17 protein-coding genes are annotated in these 16,984 nt (G+C 36.1%); all 17 read right to left on the bottom strand.

The genetic code is table 11. From position 1 onward, the window contains the following. A partial coding sequence (locus HNQ94_RS12045) for a PA14 domain-containing protein (RefSeq protein WP_260400931.1) occupies nucleotides 1–616 on the bottom strand: 616 nt, incomplete at its 3' end. A 280-nt stretch (nucleotides 617–896) separates the two neighbouring features. After that, entirely contained in the window at nucleotides 897–2,351 is a 1,455-nt protein-coding gene (locus tag HNQ94_RS12040) for a flippase (RefSeq protein ID WP_174497949.1), read from the bottom strand. Between the two features lie 28 nt (nucleotides 2,352–2,379). After that, nucleotides 2,380–3,231: a glycosyltransferase family 2 protein gene (locus HNQ94_RS12035; RefSeq protein ID WP_174497950.1), complete on the bottom strand. Its 852-nt coding sequence runs from the start codon at nucleotides 3,229–3,231 to the stop codon at nucleotides 2,380–2,382. A 14-nt stretch (nucleotides 3,232–3,245) separates the two neighbouring features. After that, nucleotides 3,246–4,130 carry a glycosyltransferase family 2 protein gene (locus HNQ94_RS12030; protein WP_174497951.1) on the bottom strand — a complete coding sequence of 295 codons (885 nt, stop codon included), beginning with the start codon at nucleotides 4,128–4,130 and terminating at the stop codon, nucleotides 3,246–3,248. Between the two features lie 35 nt (nucleotides 4,131–4,165). After that, on the bottom strand, nucleotides 4,166–4,984 hold the full coding sequence (locus HNQ94_RS12025) for a glycosyltransferase family 2 protein (protein WP_174497952.1): 819 nt from the start codon (nucleotides 4,982–4,984) through the stop codon (nucleotides 4,166–4,168). 96 nt (nucleotides 4,985–5,080) lie between these two features. Continuing rightward, a complete protein-coding gene (locus HNQ94_RS12020; protein ID WP_174497953.1) occupies nucleotides 5,081–6,187 on the bottom strand; it encodes a glycosyltransferase family 4 protein in 1,107 nt (368 codons plus the stop codon). 232 nt (nucleotides 6,188–6,419) lie between these two features. Further along, nucleotides 6,420–9,494, bottom strand: coding sequence for an efflux RND transporter permease subunit (locus tag HNQ94_RS12015; RefSeq protein ID WP_174497954.1), 3,075 nt, complete (start codon nucleotides 9,492–9,494; stop codon nucleotides 6,420–6,422). After that, nucleotides 9,495–10,349, bottom strand: a complete 855-nt coding sequence (locus tag HNQ94_RS12010; RefSeq protein ID WP_174497955.1) for an efflux RND transporter periplasmic adaptor subunit — start codon at nucleotides 10,347–10,349, stop codon at nucleotides 9,495–9,497. It lies immediately after the preceding gene. 247 nt (nucleotides 10,350–10,596) lie between these two features. After that, nucleotides 10,597–11,082: a competence protein ComK gene (locus tag HNQ94_RS12005; protein ID WP_174497956.1), complete on the bottom strand. Its 486-nt coding sequence runs from the start codon at nucleotides 11,080–11,082 to the stop codon at nucleotides 10,597–10,599. A 165-nt stretch (nucleotides 11,083–11,247) separates the two neighbouring features. Continuing rightward, nucleotides 11,248–11,637 (bottom strand): hypothetical protein, encoded by a 390-nt coding sequence (locus HNQ94_RS12000; protein WP_174497957.1) that lies wholly within the window; start codon nucleotides 11,635–11,637, stop codon nucleotides 11,248–11,250. Nucleotides 11,638–11,829: 192 nt separating this feature from the next. Then, entirely contained in the window at nucleotides 11,830–12,252 is a 423-nt protein-coding gene (fabZ, locus tag HNQ94_RS11995) for a 3-hydroxyacyl-ACP dehydratase FabZ (protein WP_174497958.1), read from the bottom strand. Nucleotides 12,253–12,318: 66 nt separating this feature from the next. After that, nucleotides 12,319–12,624 carry a DNA-directed RNA polymerase subunit beta gene (locus HNQ94_RS11990; protein WP_174497959.1) on the bottom strand — a complete coding sequence of 102 codons (306 nt, stop codon included), beginning with the start codon at nucleotides 12,622–12,624 and terminating at the stop codon, nucleotides 12,319–12,321. Nucleotides 12,625–12,665: 41 nt separating this feature from the next. Beyond that, complete coding sequence (locus HNQ94_RS11985; RefSeq protein WP_174497960.1) at nucleotides 12,666–13,484, bottom strand: flagellar hook-basal body protein; 819 nt, start codon at nucleotides 13,482–13,484, stop codon at nucleotides 12,666–12,668. Nucleotides 13,485–13,496: 12 nt separating this feature from the next. Next, on the bottom strand, nucleotides 13,497–14,324 hold the full coding sequence (locus HNQ94_RS11980; RefSeq protein ID WP_174497961.1) for a flagellar hook-basal body protein: 828 nt from the start codon (nucleotides 14,322–14,324) through the stop codon (nucleotides 13,497–13,499). Between the two features lie 24 nt (nucleotides 14,325–14,348). Next, nucleotides 14,349–15,347 (bottom strand): rod shape-determining protein, encoded by a 999-nt coding sequence (locus HNQ94_RS11975; RefSeq protein ID WP_282960586.1) that lies wholly within the window; start codon nucleotides 15,345–15,347, stop codon nucleotides 14,349–14,351. Between the two features lie 141 nt (nucleotides 15,348–15,488). Beyond that, nucleotides 15,489–15,776, bottom strand: coding sequence for a sporulation transcriptional regulator SpoIIID (spoIIID, locus tag HNQ94_RS11970; RefSeq protein ID WP_174497963.1), 288 nt, complete (start codon nucleotides 15,774–15,776; stop codon nucleotides 15,489–15,491). 370 nt (nucleotides 15,777–16,146) lie between these two features. Beyond that, nucleotides 16,147–16,812, bottom strand: coding sequence for an SLAP domain-containing protein (locus HNQ94_RS11965; RefSeq protein WP_174497964.1), 666 nt, complete (start codon nucleotides 16,810–16,812; stop codon nucleotides 16,147–16,149). Nucleotides 16,813–16,984: the final 172 nt, after the last annotated feature.

The following is a 16,984-nucleotide window of genomic DNA, read 5'->3' as shown; positions in this document are numbered from 1 at the left end:
CCCCAGCATCCAGTCTCTTTGCTGTTGTATAACGGGCAGAAAAATTGTCAGTTGGCAACCCTAATGCGGGACTCCCTGTACCAAAGTCTTCATACAAGTTCTTGAGTTCACCTGTTGGGGAAACCACCTTTGCTGCCGTTGGCATCCCTGAAAGTGACTTGTTCGGATAGTAATACGCAAGCCATGAATCAAATGGGACTACATCAGAAAATACTGCTGCTCGTCCTACATTTTCTAGGTAACGAGTCTCTATATTATGTTGTCCTTCTGTTACCCCTAACCATAAATCCTTCTCAATTGTTCCGGTATAATCAGTCCATCGGTTGATTAAGGTATTTCCATCCACATTTACTTGCACTCCATCATCCGCAAATGTTTGGACAAAATAATCGCCACTCTCGTAAAACCCTGATTGATCAAAGGTTGCCGTGAAGTAGTCCGATGGCACACCATTTCCTGGACTTCCCGCCCCCCAGTTGTAATGAACTGTTTTTCCAGGAGATGGTTCATATTTAAAATAAGAAGTTTCAGCTTTGACTAGTTGGCCCCCAATAAGAATACTTACAACAATATTAATAATAAATAAACTAATAACTCGATATGACTTCAATCTCAAAGTCTATTCACCCCATTATCCGTTTTTCACCTAATTTATTTATCTATAAAACTATTATATTAAACTTAGTAATAACATAATAACACAAGATTCAACATATGAACCGACCTAAAAAAGACCTATTTTTACAAATAATATGAAATGTTTACAAAACAAAAAACCACGTGCTCACTTTCACACGTGGTCTTATTTTTGGATATTGTTTAGTTTTTTTTATAATTATTAAAAGCTCCTTAATATGAGGGATGGTTGGACTGTTAGACTAAACCAATTGATGAACTTAATTAGATTTTTTCCCAATAGCAATTGAAATAACCTCTTTCTTCACATCAAAAACAAACTCCTCTTTTAATAGACCCAACACTCCTATATATATTACCGAGCCCAAAGATACTTGTAAAAAGGTTTTTAATATTACGGAAATATCCAACAGCCCTATGAAATATATTGCTACCATCATTAGCATTGAAGAAATAATATATAGACAGAAACTTTTCGAAACCCTCTTTAACTGAATATATTCTTTTACAAAATAAAACTGAATTACTGCAACTGCAGCCTCAGCCAGTAAAGTTGAAAATGCCGCTGCGTACGACCCATATTTTGGAACTAAAATCAAACTAAGTGTAACACTAATTAATGCACCGAAGAAAATAGAAATAGTAAGTTTTTTACTATCACCTATAGCTGCTAATATCTGTATACCAAACAAACTGCCTAACCCTATAAAAAATATTATTGGACTAATTATTTTAATTAAATCAGCAACTTCTAAAAATTCAGGACCTAGAAACCATTGCACAAAGTTACTAGAAATACTGTATAAACCTATCGCCATTGGAATAGTAATAAATAAAATGTATCTAAAAACCTTTTCCACATAATATTTAACCTTTTCTTTATTTCCTTTAGCAAACTCAGAGGAAATATTCGGAAGCATAACTACTCCTATAGATGTTACAATAGTCAAAACTAGTTTAACGATTTTTAACGCTTGATCATAATAAGCAACTTGTACTTCTGTAGTAAATACCTTCAAAATGACCTTGTCTAACGACAAATATAATTGACCTAATATCTGGGGTAAGAAAAGGATCATAATTGGTTTAATATGTTTTTTTAAACTCTGAATATTAATATATGGCTTAATATGTATAATATCTTTTGCATAATACCAGATAACAATCTGACCCAATACCATGCTTCCACTCATAATCAGTATATAAAGGTCAAGATCGTTTTCATCCTTTACAAAAGTAAAAATAAGAATGACTGCTAAGATTTTAAATATCAAGTTTCTTGTAACAGTTTCTTTTAGTTTTTGCACTCCTATAAGAAGCCATGAAATATCAAAAAGAAAACCTAATAAATGCAATCCTTGAAGTAATGATATTTTAATCCAGAATTCAGATGATAAGGATAAGGAATAAAAAGTATAGAAAACAAGGCATGTTATTATTCCAACAAATTGGATTAGATATATACTCCAAAATTCTTGAGATAACTTTTCTTTTCCTTTATCGGCATAAATGCCTATTTGTCGGTTCCCATAAAGCGGTATGCCAACCATTCCAACAATAATTAAAATTTGTATGATTGAATAAGTATAGGCGTTCACACCTAACATTTCCGGACCTAGCACTCGAGCAATATAAGGCATGGTGATAAAAGGCAATAGTACTACCAATAGCTGATAACTAGCATTAAATAAATAGTTTACTACAATCTTGTTCATAAGAAACTCAAATCCTTAATAAATAGAGTTAAAAGTCCTTTTTCCCTAATCTTCCACGTTTAAAATCAATTAATCCCAATAACATACTTTTATATTTTAATAATTTCTTTTTCTCATATAAAGTTATAGTTAAAAAAGACCAAAATAGATGGTCTATAGTAAATTTCATAAACCCTAGTCTGCTGCTAGCATATTGCCTTCTCACAAACAATGAGTTTCTAGTTATATAATATCTTCTTAAGTAATTATGATTTGTAACATATAATTTTCTTCCAAATAATTTTTTGACCTCTAGTTCTCCTAAGTTATGGTCTAGTTCAATATCATTAACTCTATATACACTATATCCCATCTTGTTAATTCTATAACAAAATTCATGGTCAACTGAATCAATAAAAAGGGATTCATTGAAATATCCAATTTTTTCAACCAATTTCATATTAATTAGGTTTCCTGACGTCATAACAGAATTAACTTTTCTTATCCCTTTTTCTTTTTTTAAATATGGGACGTTATGTCTTGGACTAAAGACTACTGCATCAGGATATTCTGTTTTTTTATGGTTTATTATTTTTATAAAATTAGAAAAATCATCCCTTATAAAGCTACTGTCTTGGTCCATTGTTAACAACCAATCAGCTTCGTTTTTTTGGGCAAAATCAAAACCTTTATTTAAAGCAAATGCAATTCCTTGATTCCCATTTAAATAACTGTACTCTACTTTGTTATTATTTATAAATACATCATTAACAATATTATTATAATGGTCAGAATTATCTACTAAAATCAACTTATCTATTTGACCTAAATAACTGTTAATATTTTTTAAAAGCATTTCATTATTTGGATTATAAAGAACAACCACTCCTACAATCTTCACCATATAACACCTGCCTAATTACCAGTATTGTTCAAATAATGTTTGATCATTTTCAATTTCAGTTTAATTGATGTCTGCTTTTTTAGAAAATTAAGCTCTTTCATCATACCTCTTCTTATTTTCTTAAAATAATTTTTCTTAAGGAACTTTTTTAAATCCTCATCTATTGTTGGGTACCTTTCAGTTAAAATAGCCCTTGACTGGTTTCGGAGTGTTTCTTTTTCCGCACCAAATGAAACACCACCAATATGATGAACAAAAGCATCCTTAGCTACCACAAGTTTATATCCACTTTGTCTTGCTCTCATACACCAATCTGATTCTTCACCGTAACCTCTTTTAAACGTTTCCGCATCGAAATCACCGATTTCTCTTAAAACAGCCCTTTTCATATACATACAATACCCTATTAATAATGGGGATTCTACATAGCCAATCTCGGTGTTATTATTAAAAGCATTTATTATGTCGTTGTTTTCAAATAAATCGTTAATTTCATTATTTGGAGTAGGAAGCCCGGATATTAAACCGTAATTACTCATTGGATTAACAGCAGCAATTTTTTCATCACTAGTTGCTACCTGTATTAATTTATTTAACCAACCTTCCGTTACAATAGTATCGCTATTTAGTACAACAACATCATTTTCACTAATATGAAAACCATTATTCACATTACCTGGAAACCCTAAATTAGTTTTGTTTCTCACAGATATTATGAATGGATACCTGTCAGAATAATATGAAGTTAAAACTTTAATATTTTCTTCTGGGCTATTATCGTCTAATAAATAGAGATTATAAGTTCCATTTACCGTATTTTTCATAATACTTTCAATACAGTTTTTAGTATCATCATATGAATTGTATATTGGTAGCAGTATATCAACTTTATCCATTTTTTTAGCTCCTAACAAATAAATAAGTCTGTCTATTATAACTTACTATCACGTACAAATAATTTATCAATAATTTTATATATGGAGTATAAAAAGTAATTGGAAAGTGCACTAACTCTTTTGTTTTTTCTCATTTTTTCACTAAATTTCTCATAATTATAAAGAGCTTTAATGATAATTTCTTTTGTTAATTCAGGATGTTTGGTAAAAAGTTGATTTAAGGCCTTTACCCCGTTTACTTTTTTACTAATACTATCGTTCTGGTGTTCCACCATAACCAAAGGTTTTGGTAAGTGATGTATAGAATATTGGTTTGAAATTCTCAAACAAAAGTCCCAATCTTGAAAACGCATAAGGTCTTCATCAAACATTGTAGATATTGCCACTTCTCTTTTTAAAAAGATGGTTTGCGTACTAATAAAGTTACCTTTTCGCAATTGGCTTTTAACCTCAGAAGGTCGTACTTCCCTGTTCGGAATAACTCTTAAACCTTTATTTAAATTTAAGCTGCAAAAACACATATCCACTTCTGGATTAGAATTCATGTAATTTAATTGTTCTTCCAGTTTGCTCGGTAACCAAATATCATCACTATCTTGGAATGCAATAAAATCACATTCGGCTAACAGGATTCCAGTATTTCTTGCACCATTTGCTCCTTTCTTAAAACGATTTAACACATATTTAATTTTTTCATTTTTAAAAGATCCTACTACTTCACTGGTATCATCAGTTGAATGGTCATCAACTACAATTATTTCTGTAGGTGAAATAGTCTGATCAAGAACACTTTGTATAGAATTTCTAAGCAATTCAGATCGATTAAATGTGGGTATAATAACTGAAACACTCACTAGAATCACTTCCTTTAATATTAAATAAAAAACCTTTAATTTGACTATAAACACCTTTAAGAAGTAACAAACAAATTAGCCCTAACCGTAACAGGTTTAGGGCTTTTGTTGTTGAACTTTTTCATCATTTTGTATAAATTTATCTCCTTGAACTAACCTTTTTACCAACCTTAATATAGGTTTTTTCCCCTTACCTACTAGCCCCATAATTTCGGCCAAAATATGAATGCACAATAACAAAACAAAAACAATGATATAGGATGCAGTTAAATTGGCACGTGAGAATAGGATAGCTAACAATCCAAATATTATACTAAAGCCATAGATAATTAAAACTGTTGTTTTGTGCTTAAACCCAAAAGCCAATAATTGATAGTGTAAATGTTTTTTATCTGGCATCATTATTGGTTCTTTATTTAAAATCCTTCTCACAATCGCAAATATTGTATCAAGAATTGGCACAGCCAATACAATTATTGGAATTACAAAACTAAATAACGCTATATTTTTAAATAATCCTAACATAGAAATTACTGCAACTGAGTATCCAAGAAAGAGCGATCCCGTATCACCCATATATATTTTCGCAGGATGGAAATTGTGATACAAAAAGCCCAAATTACTACCTATTAATGCTACACATATATATACCACCAATACTCTGTAGTCAATAATAGCCATTATAAGAATACTTGAAATTGCAATTGTAGAAACCCCTGCAGCTAGACCGTCTAATCCGTCTATTAAGTTAATTGCATTTGTTATTCCTACTATCCAAAAAATGGTTAAAGGTACACTAAAATACTCTAAATAAACAACTCCAACAATTGGAAGAGTTACTTTTTCAATAATTAAACCAGCAGATATTATTACTCCTGCAGCAACAACTTGTCCAGAGAGTTTCAAAACTGGTTTAATTTGATACTTATCATCAACCATACCGGTAATAACAACAATTAATGAACCTATGATTATAGCCTTCATCTCAGCTTGCTTCGGAAACAAATAAAGCAAACCTGCCACAGTACCTAAATATATACTCAATCCACCTAATCTTGGTGTTACCTTATGATGAATTTTGCGATAATTAGGAAAATCTAATGCTCCAATTTTTACAGCCAACTTTTTTACCGGAAAGGTCAGTAATAAACTTGAAGCAAAAGAAATTATAAAAGCTATAATAAGCTCTGTAACATTAAACATAATTATCCCTGCTTTAATTTAAAATTAATTTTAATAATCTTAACATAAAAGGTTTTTTTGTGTCGATTTATTTACAATTTTGTTCTTAGTATTGTGGTAAATCAGATTAAATATTAAAGGTGAGAATCCCGGTAAAGACCCGATAAACCAAGAAATAAAGCCGTTTTCCCCACCTTAGGCAAACGGCTTTCACAATTTACCAACAAAAAATATTTATCAAAATTACCATAAACTAACTAACTTTCTTATCTTTATCAAACCACCCAACAACTTTCCGCGATAAATCATCCAAATACGTATAAACAACTGGAATTAGTAACAATGTAAACAACATGGAAACGGTTAAGCCAAAAATAATTACAATTGCTAAAGGCTGCTGGGCCTCCGCACCTTCACCCCAACCTAAGGAAAGTGGAATCATCCCTAACACTGTGGTTAGTGTAGTCATTAGAATAGGACGTAGTCTACTTGGTCCTGCATTAAGAATGGCTTCATTCCTCTCCTGACCTCTTCTTCTAAGGATGTTAATATAATCAACGAGCACAATGGCGTTGTTTACTACAATTCCAGCCAACATTATTACGCCGACGAAGGCTGTAATACTTAGTGGCTTACCAGTAATGAACAAGCCAACTAAGATCCCAACGACAGTTGCGGGTAACGAGAACATGATGACAAATGGGTGAAGGAAGTTCTCGAATTGGACTGCCATAACGGCATATACAAGAAAGATGGAAAAGATTAGCGCATAGGTCAATTTTGTAAAGGAATCCATCATGTCTTCTGCTTGCCCGCCTATAGTATACGTGTATCCTTCTGGCATGTTTAGGCTATCTAGCTTTCCTTGCACTTCTTCCATAATACTTCCTAGGTCTCTATCCACAATGTCACTTGATACGTTCATTTGGCGCTGTTGGTTTTGTCTTAACAAGTTAACTGGACCTTGTATTTGGTTTAGTTCTGCAACGGTGTTTAAGGGAATCATGGCTCCTGTTGCCGTTTGGATCGGAAGCGTTTCTAAATCTTCAATCGTGCTACGACGGTCTTCCGGTAAAACGAGTTTTACATCTAGTTCATTTCCTTCTGAACGATAGCGTGTTGCGATTTGTCCACTAAAACTCATTTGGACCTGGCTCAATACTTGTTGATAGCTTAAACCATATTGAGCTGCTAACTCTCGGTTAATATTGATAATTACTTCAGGTCTGCCTTCAGATGCACTTGATTCTGGATTGTGGATTCCTTCGATTTCTTGTAGAAGGTAAACGACTTGATCGGAAAGTTCAGCGAGTACCTCATGCTCTGGTCCATTCAGTTGGATTTGAACGGGGTCGCCACCGCCCATTCCGGATGCCATTTCCCTTACTACGATTTCTGCTCCTGGAACTTTTCCTACTGCATTATTTATTTCTGTCATGATTTCTGTTGTAGACTGCGTACGTTCGTCTTTCGGTATTAATTGAATGGTGTAATCAGCACGATTTGTGTTGGAGGAAAATCCACCAAATCCGCCGCCACCAATACTTATATAATTTGTTTCGATAACGTCTTCAAAGGGACTTAACTTTTCATTTACTTGTTCAACCACTTCTTGTGTTGTCGCTAAATTGGTTCCTGTCGGTGTAGAGACTCTAATTTCTATTTGCCCTTCATCAGATGCTGGAATGAATTCTGTTCCAATGAAAGGAATCAAGGATAAACTTAATGCGATTGCACCAAGGGTTGCGAAAATAGTTGTCTTTCGATATTTTAATACACCTTTAAGAATAGTTCGATAAATGTCATTAACTTTGTTTAGAAAACGATCGAACCAATAACGCTTTCCTTCTGTTTGTAACGGTTTCGTCAGTAGTTTAGACGAAAGCATTGGGATTAATGTTACAGAAACAATTAAAGAGGCGATTAACGCAAATGAAATTGTTAGCGCAAGAGGTGTAAACATTTCTGATGCAATACCTTCAACGAAAACAATTGGTAAAAATACGACCAAGGTTGTTGTCGTTGATGCGATAACAGCTGGTGCTAGTTCTGATGCTCCTACTTTCGCCGCTTCTTTTAAGGAATATCCTTGCTGCCTATAGGAGACGATATTTTCTAATATGACGATAGATGAGTCGACCATCATTCCGATTCCAAGGGCAAGTCCACCCATCGTTAAAATGTTTAATGTTTCTCCAGTGAAGTACATTAGCGTGAAGGTAGAAATGATTGCAATTGGAATCGAAATACCGATAACAAGGGTTGCTCGGAAACTTCTTAAAAATAGCAATAAGATAAGGGCAGAAAAGACGGCCCCAACACCCATGTTTTGCACAACAGAGTCAATCGACATCCGTATGAAGTTGGATGTATCAAAGACTATTTCTAGATTCACACCTTCAGGTAGGTCATCTTTTACTTCTTCTATTGCTTCATACATAGCGTTCGCGACTTGGACCGTATTTCCGTCGGTCTTTTTTAAAACGGATAACACAATAGAAGGTTTACCATTAACGATAGAAATAGAAGTTCTTTCTTGTACCTTTTGTTCTATTGTTGCTATATCTTCCAGATGGATTACCGCTCCTGTTGGTGTCTGGACAAGTGTTTGTTTTATATCTGCCATTGATTCGTATTCCCCTTGAATACGAATTTGGAGTTCTTTATCTCCTTTTTCGATGACACCTGCCGAGGCTGATTGGTTGGCACTGTTTATTGCTTGAACAATGCTAGAACTGTTCAGCCCGTATTGGATTAATTTATCAAGTTGGAGTTCAACTTGAACCTCTTCTCCTACTCCACCTTCAACACTTACAGATGCTACGCCATCTTGTCTTTCAAAAAAAGGAACAAGCTGATCTTCGGCAATTGTTTGAAGGTCTGTTGCATTTTCTCCTGTCAATCCAACCCACATAACAGGGATTTGCTGTGGGTCGAAGCGCAATACATTCGGGTCTCCTGCTGTATCCGGAAGCATTCCCTTTACTTGATCAACCTTTTCCCTCACTTCTAGGAGCGCTGTATCTAAGTCTGCTCCTGTGTTAAACATAAGGACAATCAGGGAGGCTCCTGGCTGGGATTGTGACTGAACGGATTCTATTCCTTCAATTGAACTTACTGCTGATTCAATTGGACGGCTAATCAGCTTTTCTACTTCTTGGGGGGCCGCGCCTTCATAACTAGTGGAAACTACTGCAATCGGTAGGTCAATTTCTGGATATAGATCAATATTCAAATTTCTAAGGGAGACAAAACCTAAAGCTACTATGGCTGCTACAATCATAAATACACCTACTGGTCGGCGTACGGAAGTATCTACAAGCTTCACTTATTGATCCCCCTTCATGATTTCCACTTGGCTGCCGTCCTCAAGTGTTAATTGTCCTTTTACAACGATTTCGTCTCCCTCTTTCACATCCCCTTGTATGGCAGAGGTTTCCGTTTGAGACAGTAGTACTTCAATTTGTACTTTTTTGGCTATGTTGTTTTCCACTACATAAACATACGTTGCATTGTTTTCTTCTACTAACGCTTCTGTTGGGATGATTAATTCATTGTCTAATTTTGTTTCGACTATGTTCACCTGGGCAATCATTCCCGGTTTCAGCTCTTGTTCTTGATTTTCTATCGTTGCTTGAATTGGATATAAGCCTGAATCATCCGGCATCACGGCTATGTAATTAACTGTTCCCGCAAACACTTCATCGTTAATCGTTGCAGAAAGTTCTTGATCCTTTTCGAATAAGGCTAATTGATCTGAAGTTGCGTGCATGTCTAGCTGAATGGGATCAATGGATACAATCGCTCCAATAGGGTTCGTATTGGAGACTAATGTCCCCTCTTTAACCGTTAGTTGTTGGATGAATCCATCTGCTGGTGCTTCTATCCGGAAGTTCCCTGGAGAAATTCGAGCAATAACATCCCCTTCTTCTACTTCCTCACCATTTTCTATTAATACTTCTGAAATTTCCCCATTACGGAAGGGAATTATGTTTATCAGATTGTCTGGGCTAAGTTTTCCGTAAAAGGTTTGTTCTATTTCAAGGGTTCCTATAGCTAATTTTGTTACTTCAACAGGTGTGACAAGTTGTTCTTGTTGAGTAGCAGAATCGTCATTTTCCGTACAAGCTACAAGGATTACTGCTGCAAAGGTTAGAAAAAATACATATTTTAACCATCTCATCGTGTTCAACTCTCTCCTTTTAAATGAGTTTTGTCCATTTTATTTTATACGTATCGTCTTAATAGGAAGATTCATTACTTATAGGATTTACTACATTTTGTCAATCTAACCTGTAATATATCGTACACTGTACTGAGTTTCAATTAATAGGTGGTGAGCTTAGTTGTTCGGGGTAAAGAAAAAACCCTTTGGTGGTGGTATTCCAACAAAGGATCTTTCTGATTAATGATAAGCGCTTTCAAAAAAGTTAAGAAGTTTCATTATAATGCCATAAAATATCACGATAAAGCATTGCGATTGCTAAGCCTGTTAGATTCATTTGTCGGCGAACAGATGAATAGGATGTGTCTAGAACAAGTATGGTGTCGTCATGGAGTATTAATTCTGTGTGGGTTACGTCTTGTTTGTGTTTGACGAAATCTTTGATGTGAAAGAAAGAAAGCCAACAGCAGTTTCTTTCTTTTGGAGACCTGTTTGGAAAAAAGAATACACCGTTTGACGGATTTACGGGAATAGGCAATTTAGATTTTGTTCGTAGTAATTTTTCCATTGCCTGTCTTCTGCCAATATATGTAGCCCCACCATCAATACATGCTTCCTCCATCAATTGCTCAATTGTTTTCGTACAATAAATTTCTTTGTTAGGTTCAAGTATTTTGCAGTTAAAGGTTGAGCCATACAGAGGAATTATTGCCATCGTATTACGGTTAATTCGGTAATCATTTACTTCCATTTCCCTAAGCCTCCTATTTTCTTCTATTTTTACATTACTATTGTACTATAACATAAAATATAAATATAGTAATATTTTACTTATTTTTACATAATTTTCATTATTTATATGTTAATGGACCTAAAAATGAACCCGCATCAATTAAGATACGGGCCCATCTTTTGCTTACTGATTATTGTTTTCGTCATCATTGTTATTGTTTGGATCAGCTGCGTCACCTTCTGTAGTGCCTTCGCCGTCACCATTCATACCTTCACCGTCTGTAGCTGCATCACCATTATTACCTGTTGTGCCCTGGTTGCCATTAGTTCCTTGGTCTCCATTATTTCCTTGGTTACCGTTAGTACCTTCATCGCCAATTGGGGCTTCTTCATTATCATCTGGAAGGATGTCTGTATCATTATTTGTTCCTTCATCATCAGTTAAACCATCTTCAACTGGAGTCTCCTCATCAGTTAGTGGTTCCTCTTGATTACCATCATCGTCTGCACAACCGACTACTAAAAGAAGAGACATCATTGGTGCCCCAAACTTCCATAACCATTTTTTGGCCATTTTATTTTCCTCCTTTGCAAAGTTAGAATTTATTCACCTGTAGCTTTTCCAATTATTGAAAAATTATCTATAAAATTTTCTTTGCGGAAAAGCCTACTTTTAGGATGTTCATTGCAGGAGGTTTTATGTAATAAGAATGTAAAGAAGAATAACAAAAAGAGGCTTTCATGGAAGCCTCTTTTTCTTAATTTCTTATTTACCTATCGCAAATGTAATTTCCGCTTCACAAGCAACTTCGCCATCTACTGTAGCGATTCCTTTTCCTTTACCAATTGGACCTTTTACTCGAATGATTTCTACTTCTAAGCGAAGTTGGTCACCTGGTTTTACTTGCTTTTTAAAACGGCACTTATCTATTCCGGCTAGGAAGCCGATTTTACCTTTGTTTTCCTCTTTGCTAAGAATAGACGTAGCACCTACTTGCGCCATTGCTTCAACAATTAGCACACCTGGCATGACAGGGTAATCAGGAAAATGACCTTGAAAAAACGGTTCATTGATTGTTACGTTTTTAATACCTACCGCTTTTGTGCCTTCTTCTATTTCCACAATCTTATCCACTAATAAAAAGGGATAACGATGAGGGATAATGCTTTTGATTTCATTTATGTCCATGTTTTGACCTCCTAATTTATGTAGCATAGTAAAAAAGGATTTTCATTGGATGAAAATCCTTCATGACTATTCTTCTTTTTTCACAATATCTACAATATGCTGCCAAGTAGACTTATCCAATGCATCGGCAGGTTCCCCGTTTCCTATTACACCGTAGCCAACCATTAGACCAGCAACAAGTGCACCAGCACATAAAGCAAGGACGAGGATGATACGTACCCACATCGGAATTAATCGTCTTCTGAATTTTTTTATTTTCTTTTCTATTTTTTGTTCTTTTTTTGTTTGTTTTGCTTCAAGACGCGCGGATTTTCTTTGCTCCCGAGCGCTCTCTCTTGTAATGGTAGGACTTTCTTTTTCTTCTGTAACCATAGCTGAAGCTCCTTGTCATTCAATATTCACCTAATGGATATCTACCTGAGTTGATTAATTAAGTTCATCATATCGTCACCCATGGAAATCGAACGAGAGTTAAATTGGTATGCGCGTTGCATTTCTAACATGCTCGTCATTTCTTCGGATAGGTTTACGTTAGATGATTCTAAAGAACCAACTTTTATATTGACGTTTTGTACGGCTTCTATCATATCATCTAGGTTAACACCTAAAGCTCCATCTGGGAACCGGTAACGATTACCACCGACAGCCTCTAGTGATCGAGGACGTTCAATTTGGACAATTGCCAAATTCGCTTCTATTTGGGCTTGTCCACCTCGGGTAACAGAAATGGCACCATTATTTTGAATCGATATGTCATCGATATTTCCTTGCAGAACAATTGGTCCATTTTGTCCGATAATTGGATTTCCTTCATTCGTTACGAGCATGACTTGTTCATTATTATTGATCGGTTGCAAATAAAAATTCCCAGCCCGTGTATATTGGGTAACAGCTTGTCCATTTTCATTCACTTGCACTTGGAAAAACTGTTTGTCGTCAGTTAGCGCCACGTCTAGTGGACGATTTGTGGATACAATTGTTCCTGCATCCATTTTTATATTTGTATGACCGAGACGAGCTCCTGTACCTTGGCGGATGCCTGCTGGAGTTGTTCTCGTTGCGCCTTCATCACCAGCGGATAAGTTATTGAGTTGTTGAAACAATAAAGAAGAGAAGTCTGCTGTTCTCGTTTTATAGCCTGGTGTATTGGCATTTGCCATGTTATGACTGATTAAATCGAGCTTTTTTTGAAGCTGCCCCATCGTCGTTGCTGCTAAAAGTGAACTACGCATTCATCTCACCCCTTATCCTAGCTGGCCGATTTTATTTACGGCGATTTCCATATTTTGATCATACGCTCTGAGTACTCGTTGGTTTAATTCAAACATACGGTATGTTGACATCATTTCTGTCATCGTTTGACCAGTGTCTACATTTGATTGCTCCAAGAAGCCTTGTTGTACTTGGAAGGTGACACCAGCTGCATTACGCGCATTAACAGGCTGTTCATTTCCTTCTTGTACTTCAAATAAATTATTAGCACCTTTGACTAACTCGTTCGCATTTGGATGATAAACAATGCCAAGTGAAAAAGTCGCTCCATTACTCGTTTGGATGGTACCGTTTTGTGTAACACTAAATTCATCGTTATTCGTTTGGATTTGATTACCATTTTCATCTAGAACGTAATAGCCTTGATCGGAAACGAGGAAACCTTCCGCATCAACAGTAAAGTTACCGTTTCGGGTATAGCTTGTCCCACCGTTTTCATTTTGAACAGCAAAAAACAGAAAGCCATTTTCATCAGGAACTTGTCCACTTGATAGGGCTAAGTCCGTCATCATCCCTGTTTGTTTAACAGGTCCTTGGATAAAATTCGGCATCGTTTCTTGCATGTAAACACCTGTATTTAGTCTACCGATTAGTTCACTTGTTGGCACTTTAAGGCCGTTTTTAACCGGTATTTGGTTCGCTTCCATCCGTTCAATTAATAGCTCAGGAAAGGCACGCAAAGTCGTCTGATCTGCTTTATAACCAGGTGTTAGTGCATTAGCCATATTATTAGATAGCACATCCTGGCGACGTTGCTGTGCAACCATCCCAGCAGCAGCTGTATAAAATCCTCTTAACAAAGCGGTCGCCTCCTTTTCCTCGTGTTAGACTCTCGTTTTCGGCAGTTTATCGATATGTTCGAGCATAATCCCTGTACCTCTTGCTACACAGTGCATAGGCTCTTCAGCAATGATAACTGGAACTCGTAGCTCTTCTGAAAGAAGTTGATCTAGGCCGTTTAGTAATGCTCCACCACCTGTTAAAATGGCACCTCTGTCGATAATATCCGCAGATAGCTCAGGTGGAGTGCGTTCTAAAACAGATTTCGCAGCTTGTACAACAAGGTAGACAGATTCTCTTAAGGCATCGTTAATTTCAGCAGATTTAATTGTAATAGTTCTAGGTAATCCGCTAACTAAGTCGCGACCACGAATGTCCATTTCTTCGTTACGAGCGCCTGGGAATACGGTTGCTACGTTAATTTTGATATCTTCTGACGTTCTATCGCCAATTAATAATTTGTATTTTCGTTTTATGTATTGCATAATATCGTGGTCGAACTTGTCCCCTGCCATCTTAATCGAAGAGGCGGTGACAATATCCCCCATGGACAATACTGCAATGTCCGTTGTCCCACCGCCTATGTCTAACACCATGTTTCCGCTTGGCTGGAAGATATCCATTCCAGCACCAATTGCAGCTACTTTCGGTTCTTCCTCAAGATAGATTTTTTTGCCCCCGCTTTTTTCTGCCGCTTCTTTAATTGCCTTTTGTTCAACCTTCGTTATGTTCGTCGGGCAGCAAACTAAAATTCGTGGTTTTGACAAGAAGCCTCTTACATTGATTTTTTCAATGAAATACTTTAACATAGCTTCTGTCACATCAAAATCGGCGATCACACCATCCTTTAATGGACGAATTGCCTCGATATTCCCTGGTGTCCGTCCTACCATGCGTCTTGCCGCATTTCCAACTTCTAGTACTCTTCCTGTGTTGCGATCCATAGCAACGACTGATGGTTCGTTTAATACGATGCCTTTGCCTTTTACATGTATTAATACGTTAGCCGTTCCGAGATCGATACCGATATCTCTTGAAAACATGAGCGACTGTCCTCCCTGTATCATCAATGTTCTACATAATGTCCGTAATGATTACATTTCTATTAGTACATTTTATCATAAAAATTGTCAATCCGTCCTATTAATTGAAAAAAAGTTATGTTTGTAAATAGGAAATAAGTATTATGATATCGTTTTTTCGATAGTCGGCTCCATTTCTGGTGTTCGCTCACTATATTTTTTCTTCGTCGCTTCTCCACCTCGCAGGTGTCGAATCGATTTGTGATAATCAAGTATCTCCTTTACTTCTTTTGAAAGCTCTGGATTAATTTCGGGCAATCTCTCGGTTAAATCCTTATGAACAGTACTTTTGGATACGCCAAATTCTTTCGCTATCACTCTGACGGTTTTTCTTGTCTCCACGATATATTTCCCTATCTTGATCGTACGTTCTTTGATGTAATCGTGCACACCACTCGCCTCCCTGAGTTGGATCTCTTTAAGGCGTGAAATGAGACAAGTACATATTATTCGGTTTGTTATTGAGAGTAATTCGATTGTCCACTGTTAATATCCCTTTTTTCATTAAACTAGTTACCACACCATCTCACCTCAAACCTTTCTTTGAGCTCGTTTGTAACATCTTATTATGTGAAGACGGCGAATATGCTTAAAAATCAAGAGGGACAAGGCATTTGGCGATAATATTGTTATGGACGAGTTTGAAAATGAGTTGTTTTCGAGGTCTTTTAGGGGTGTTTTTCATTAGAGATGCACGGCTTTTTGTGAACTTTTAATGAAAAGAGTGACACATTAAAAGGAATGTGCCACTCGATAATTTTTAATAGCTGTATGTGTAGTTGGAGTCAATCATGTAATTTGTTAAATCAAAATTAGGGTTAAATACGAATTCTGGTCCGAAATAAAGGGACCAAAATCTAGAGCTTCCTGGATTTAACACACCAAAGTCTTCTTCAGGAAAAGAGAAGTTTGCTGCCGCAATAATTTCTTCCCCGTTTGAATCCGTTACTTTTAATTCCGCATCGATTCCCCATACTTTATGGTCATATCCGTTACGAACTAATACGTTAATTTGAAGTGTGCCATCTTCTAAGTAACCAGCACCGATTCCGTTGAACTGAATACCTTCTGCAGGGTCGCCAAGTTCATTAACGATTAATTGAATTTGATCTTTTGTTGCTTGGTCAATTGTGGAAGCATCCACAGTTGGGCCGAAATCGTACAATTGGTAAACAGGGATTGTTTCTTCTGTTGTTGTAGCCGCTTCTTCTGTCGTTTCAGTAGTTTCCGTTGTTTCTTCGTCTTCTGTTGCATCTTGTGCTTCTTCCGCGTCTGTTTCTTCTGTTGTTTCAGCTGATGTGTCCGCACTTTCTACTTGTTCGTTGCTTTTTTCCTCTGCTGCATCTGTGCTTGCTTCCTTATCACTACAGCCAATAAGCAAGCTGAAAGCTAAAAGAAACATAAGTGAGAATAGTAATTTTTTCATGGTTGCTATGTTCCCCCTTGAATTATGTAGGTAAATTTTTAGTACTTTACTATAATAAAATAACTTCGGGAAAAATAATACATATTTTTCAGATATTTCGACAAAATATAGAAAGATGTGGGATGTAGAGGATTTAGGGACAAAAAAAAGACTGCCTACTAGAGACAGTCTC

The sequence above is a fragment of the Salirhabdus euzebyi genome, from assembly GCF_014207435.1.
GTDB classification, from domain to species: domain Bacteria; phylum Bacillota; class Bacilli; order Bacillales; family Alkalibacillaceae; genus Salirhabdus; species Salirhabdus euzebyi.
Note: the sequence above shows the minus strand (reverse complement) of the source record. Positions and strands in the feature narration are given on the sequence as shown.

Excerpts from the sequence above, each read along its gene's own strand:
- HNQ94_RS12040 (WP_174497949.1), bottom strand. The coding sequence starts at position 2,351 with ATGAACAAGATTGTAGTAAACTATTTATTTAATGCTAGTTATCAGCTA.
- HNQ94_RS12030 (WP_174497951.1), bottom strand. The coding sequence starts at position 4,130 with ATGGATAAAGTTGATATACTGCTACCAATATACAATTCATATGATGAT.
- HNQ94_RS12020 (WP_174497953.1), bottom strand. The coding sequence starts at position 6,187 with ATGTTTAATGTTACAGAGCTTATTATAGCTTTTATAATTTCTTTTGCT.
- HNQ94_RS12010 (WP_174497955.1), bottom strand. The coding sequence starts at position 10,349 with ATGAGATGGTTAAAATATGTATTTTTTCTAACCTTTGCAGCAGTAATC.
- HNQ94_RS12005 (WP_174497956.1), bottom strand. The coding sequence starts at position 11,082 with ATGGAAGTAAATGATTACCGAATTAACCGTAATACGATGGCAATAATT.
- HNQ94_RS12000 (WP_174497957.1), bottom strand. The coding sequence starts at position 11,637 with ATGGCCAAAAAATGGTTATGGAAGTTTGGGGCACCAATGATGTCTCTT.
- fabZ (WP_174497958.1), bottom strand. The coding sequence starts at position 12,252 with ATGGACATAAATGAAATCAAAAGCATTATCCCTCATCGTTATCCCTTT.
- HNQ94_RS11990 (WP_174497959.1), bottom strand. The coding sequence starts at position 12,624 with ATGGTTACAGAAGAAAAAGAAAGTCCTACCATTACAAGAGAGAGCGCT.
- HNQ94_RS11985 (WP_174497960.1), bottom strand. The coding sequence starts at position 13,484 with ATGCGTAGTTCACTTTTAGCAGCAACGACGATGGGGCAGCTTCAAAAA.
- HNQ94_RS11975 (WP_282960586.1), bottom strand. The coding sequence starts at position 15,347 with ATGTTTTCAAGAGATATCGGTATCGATCTCGGAACGGCTAACGTATTA.
- HNQ94_RS11965 (WP_174497964.1), bottom strand. The coding sequence starts at position 16,812 with ATGAAAAAATTACTATTCTCACTTATGTTTCTTTTAGCTTTCAGCTTG.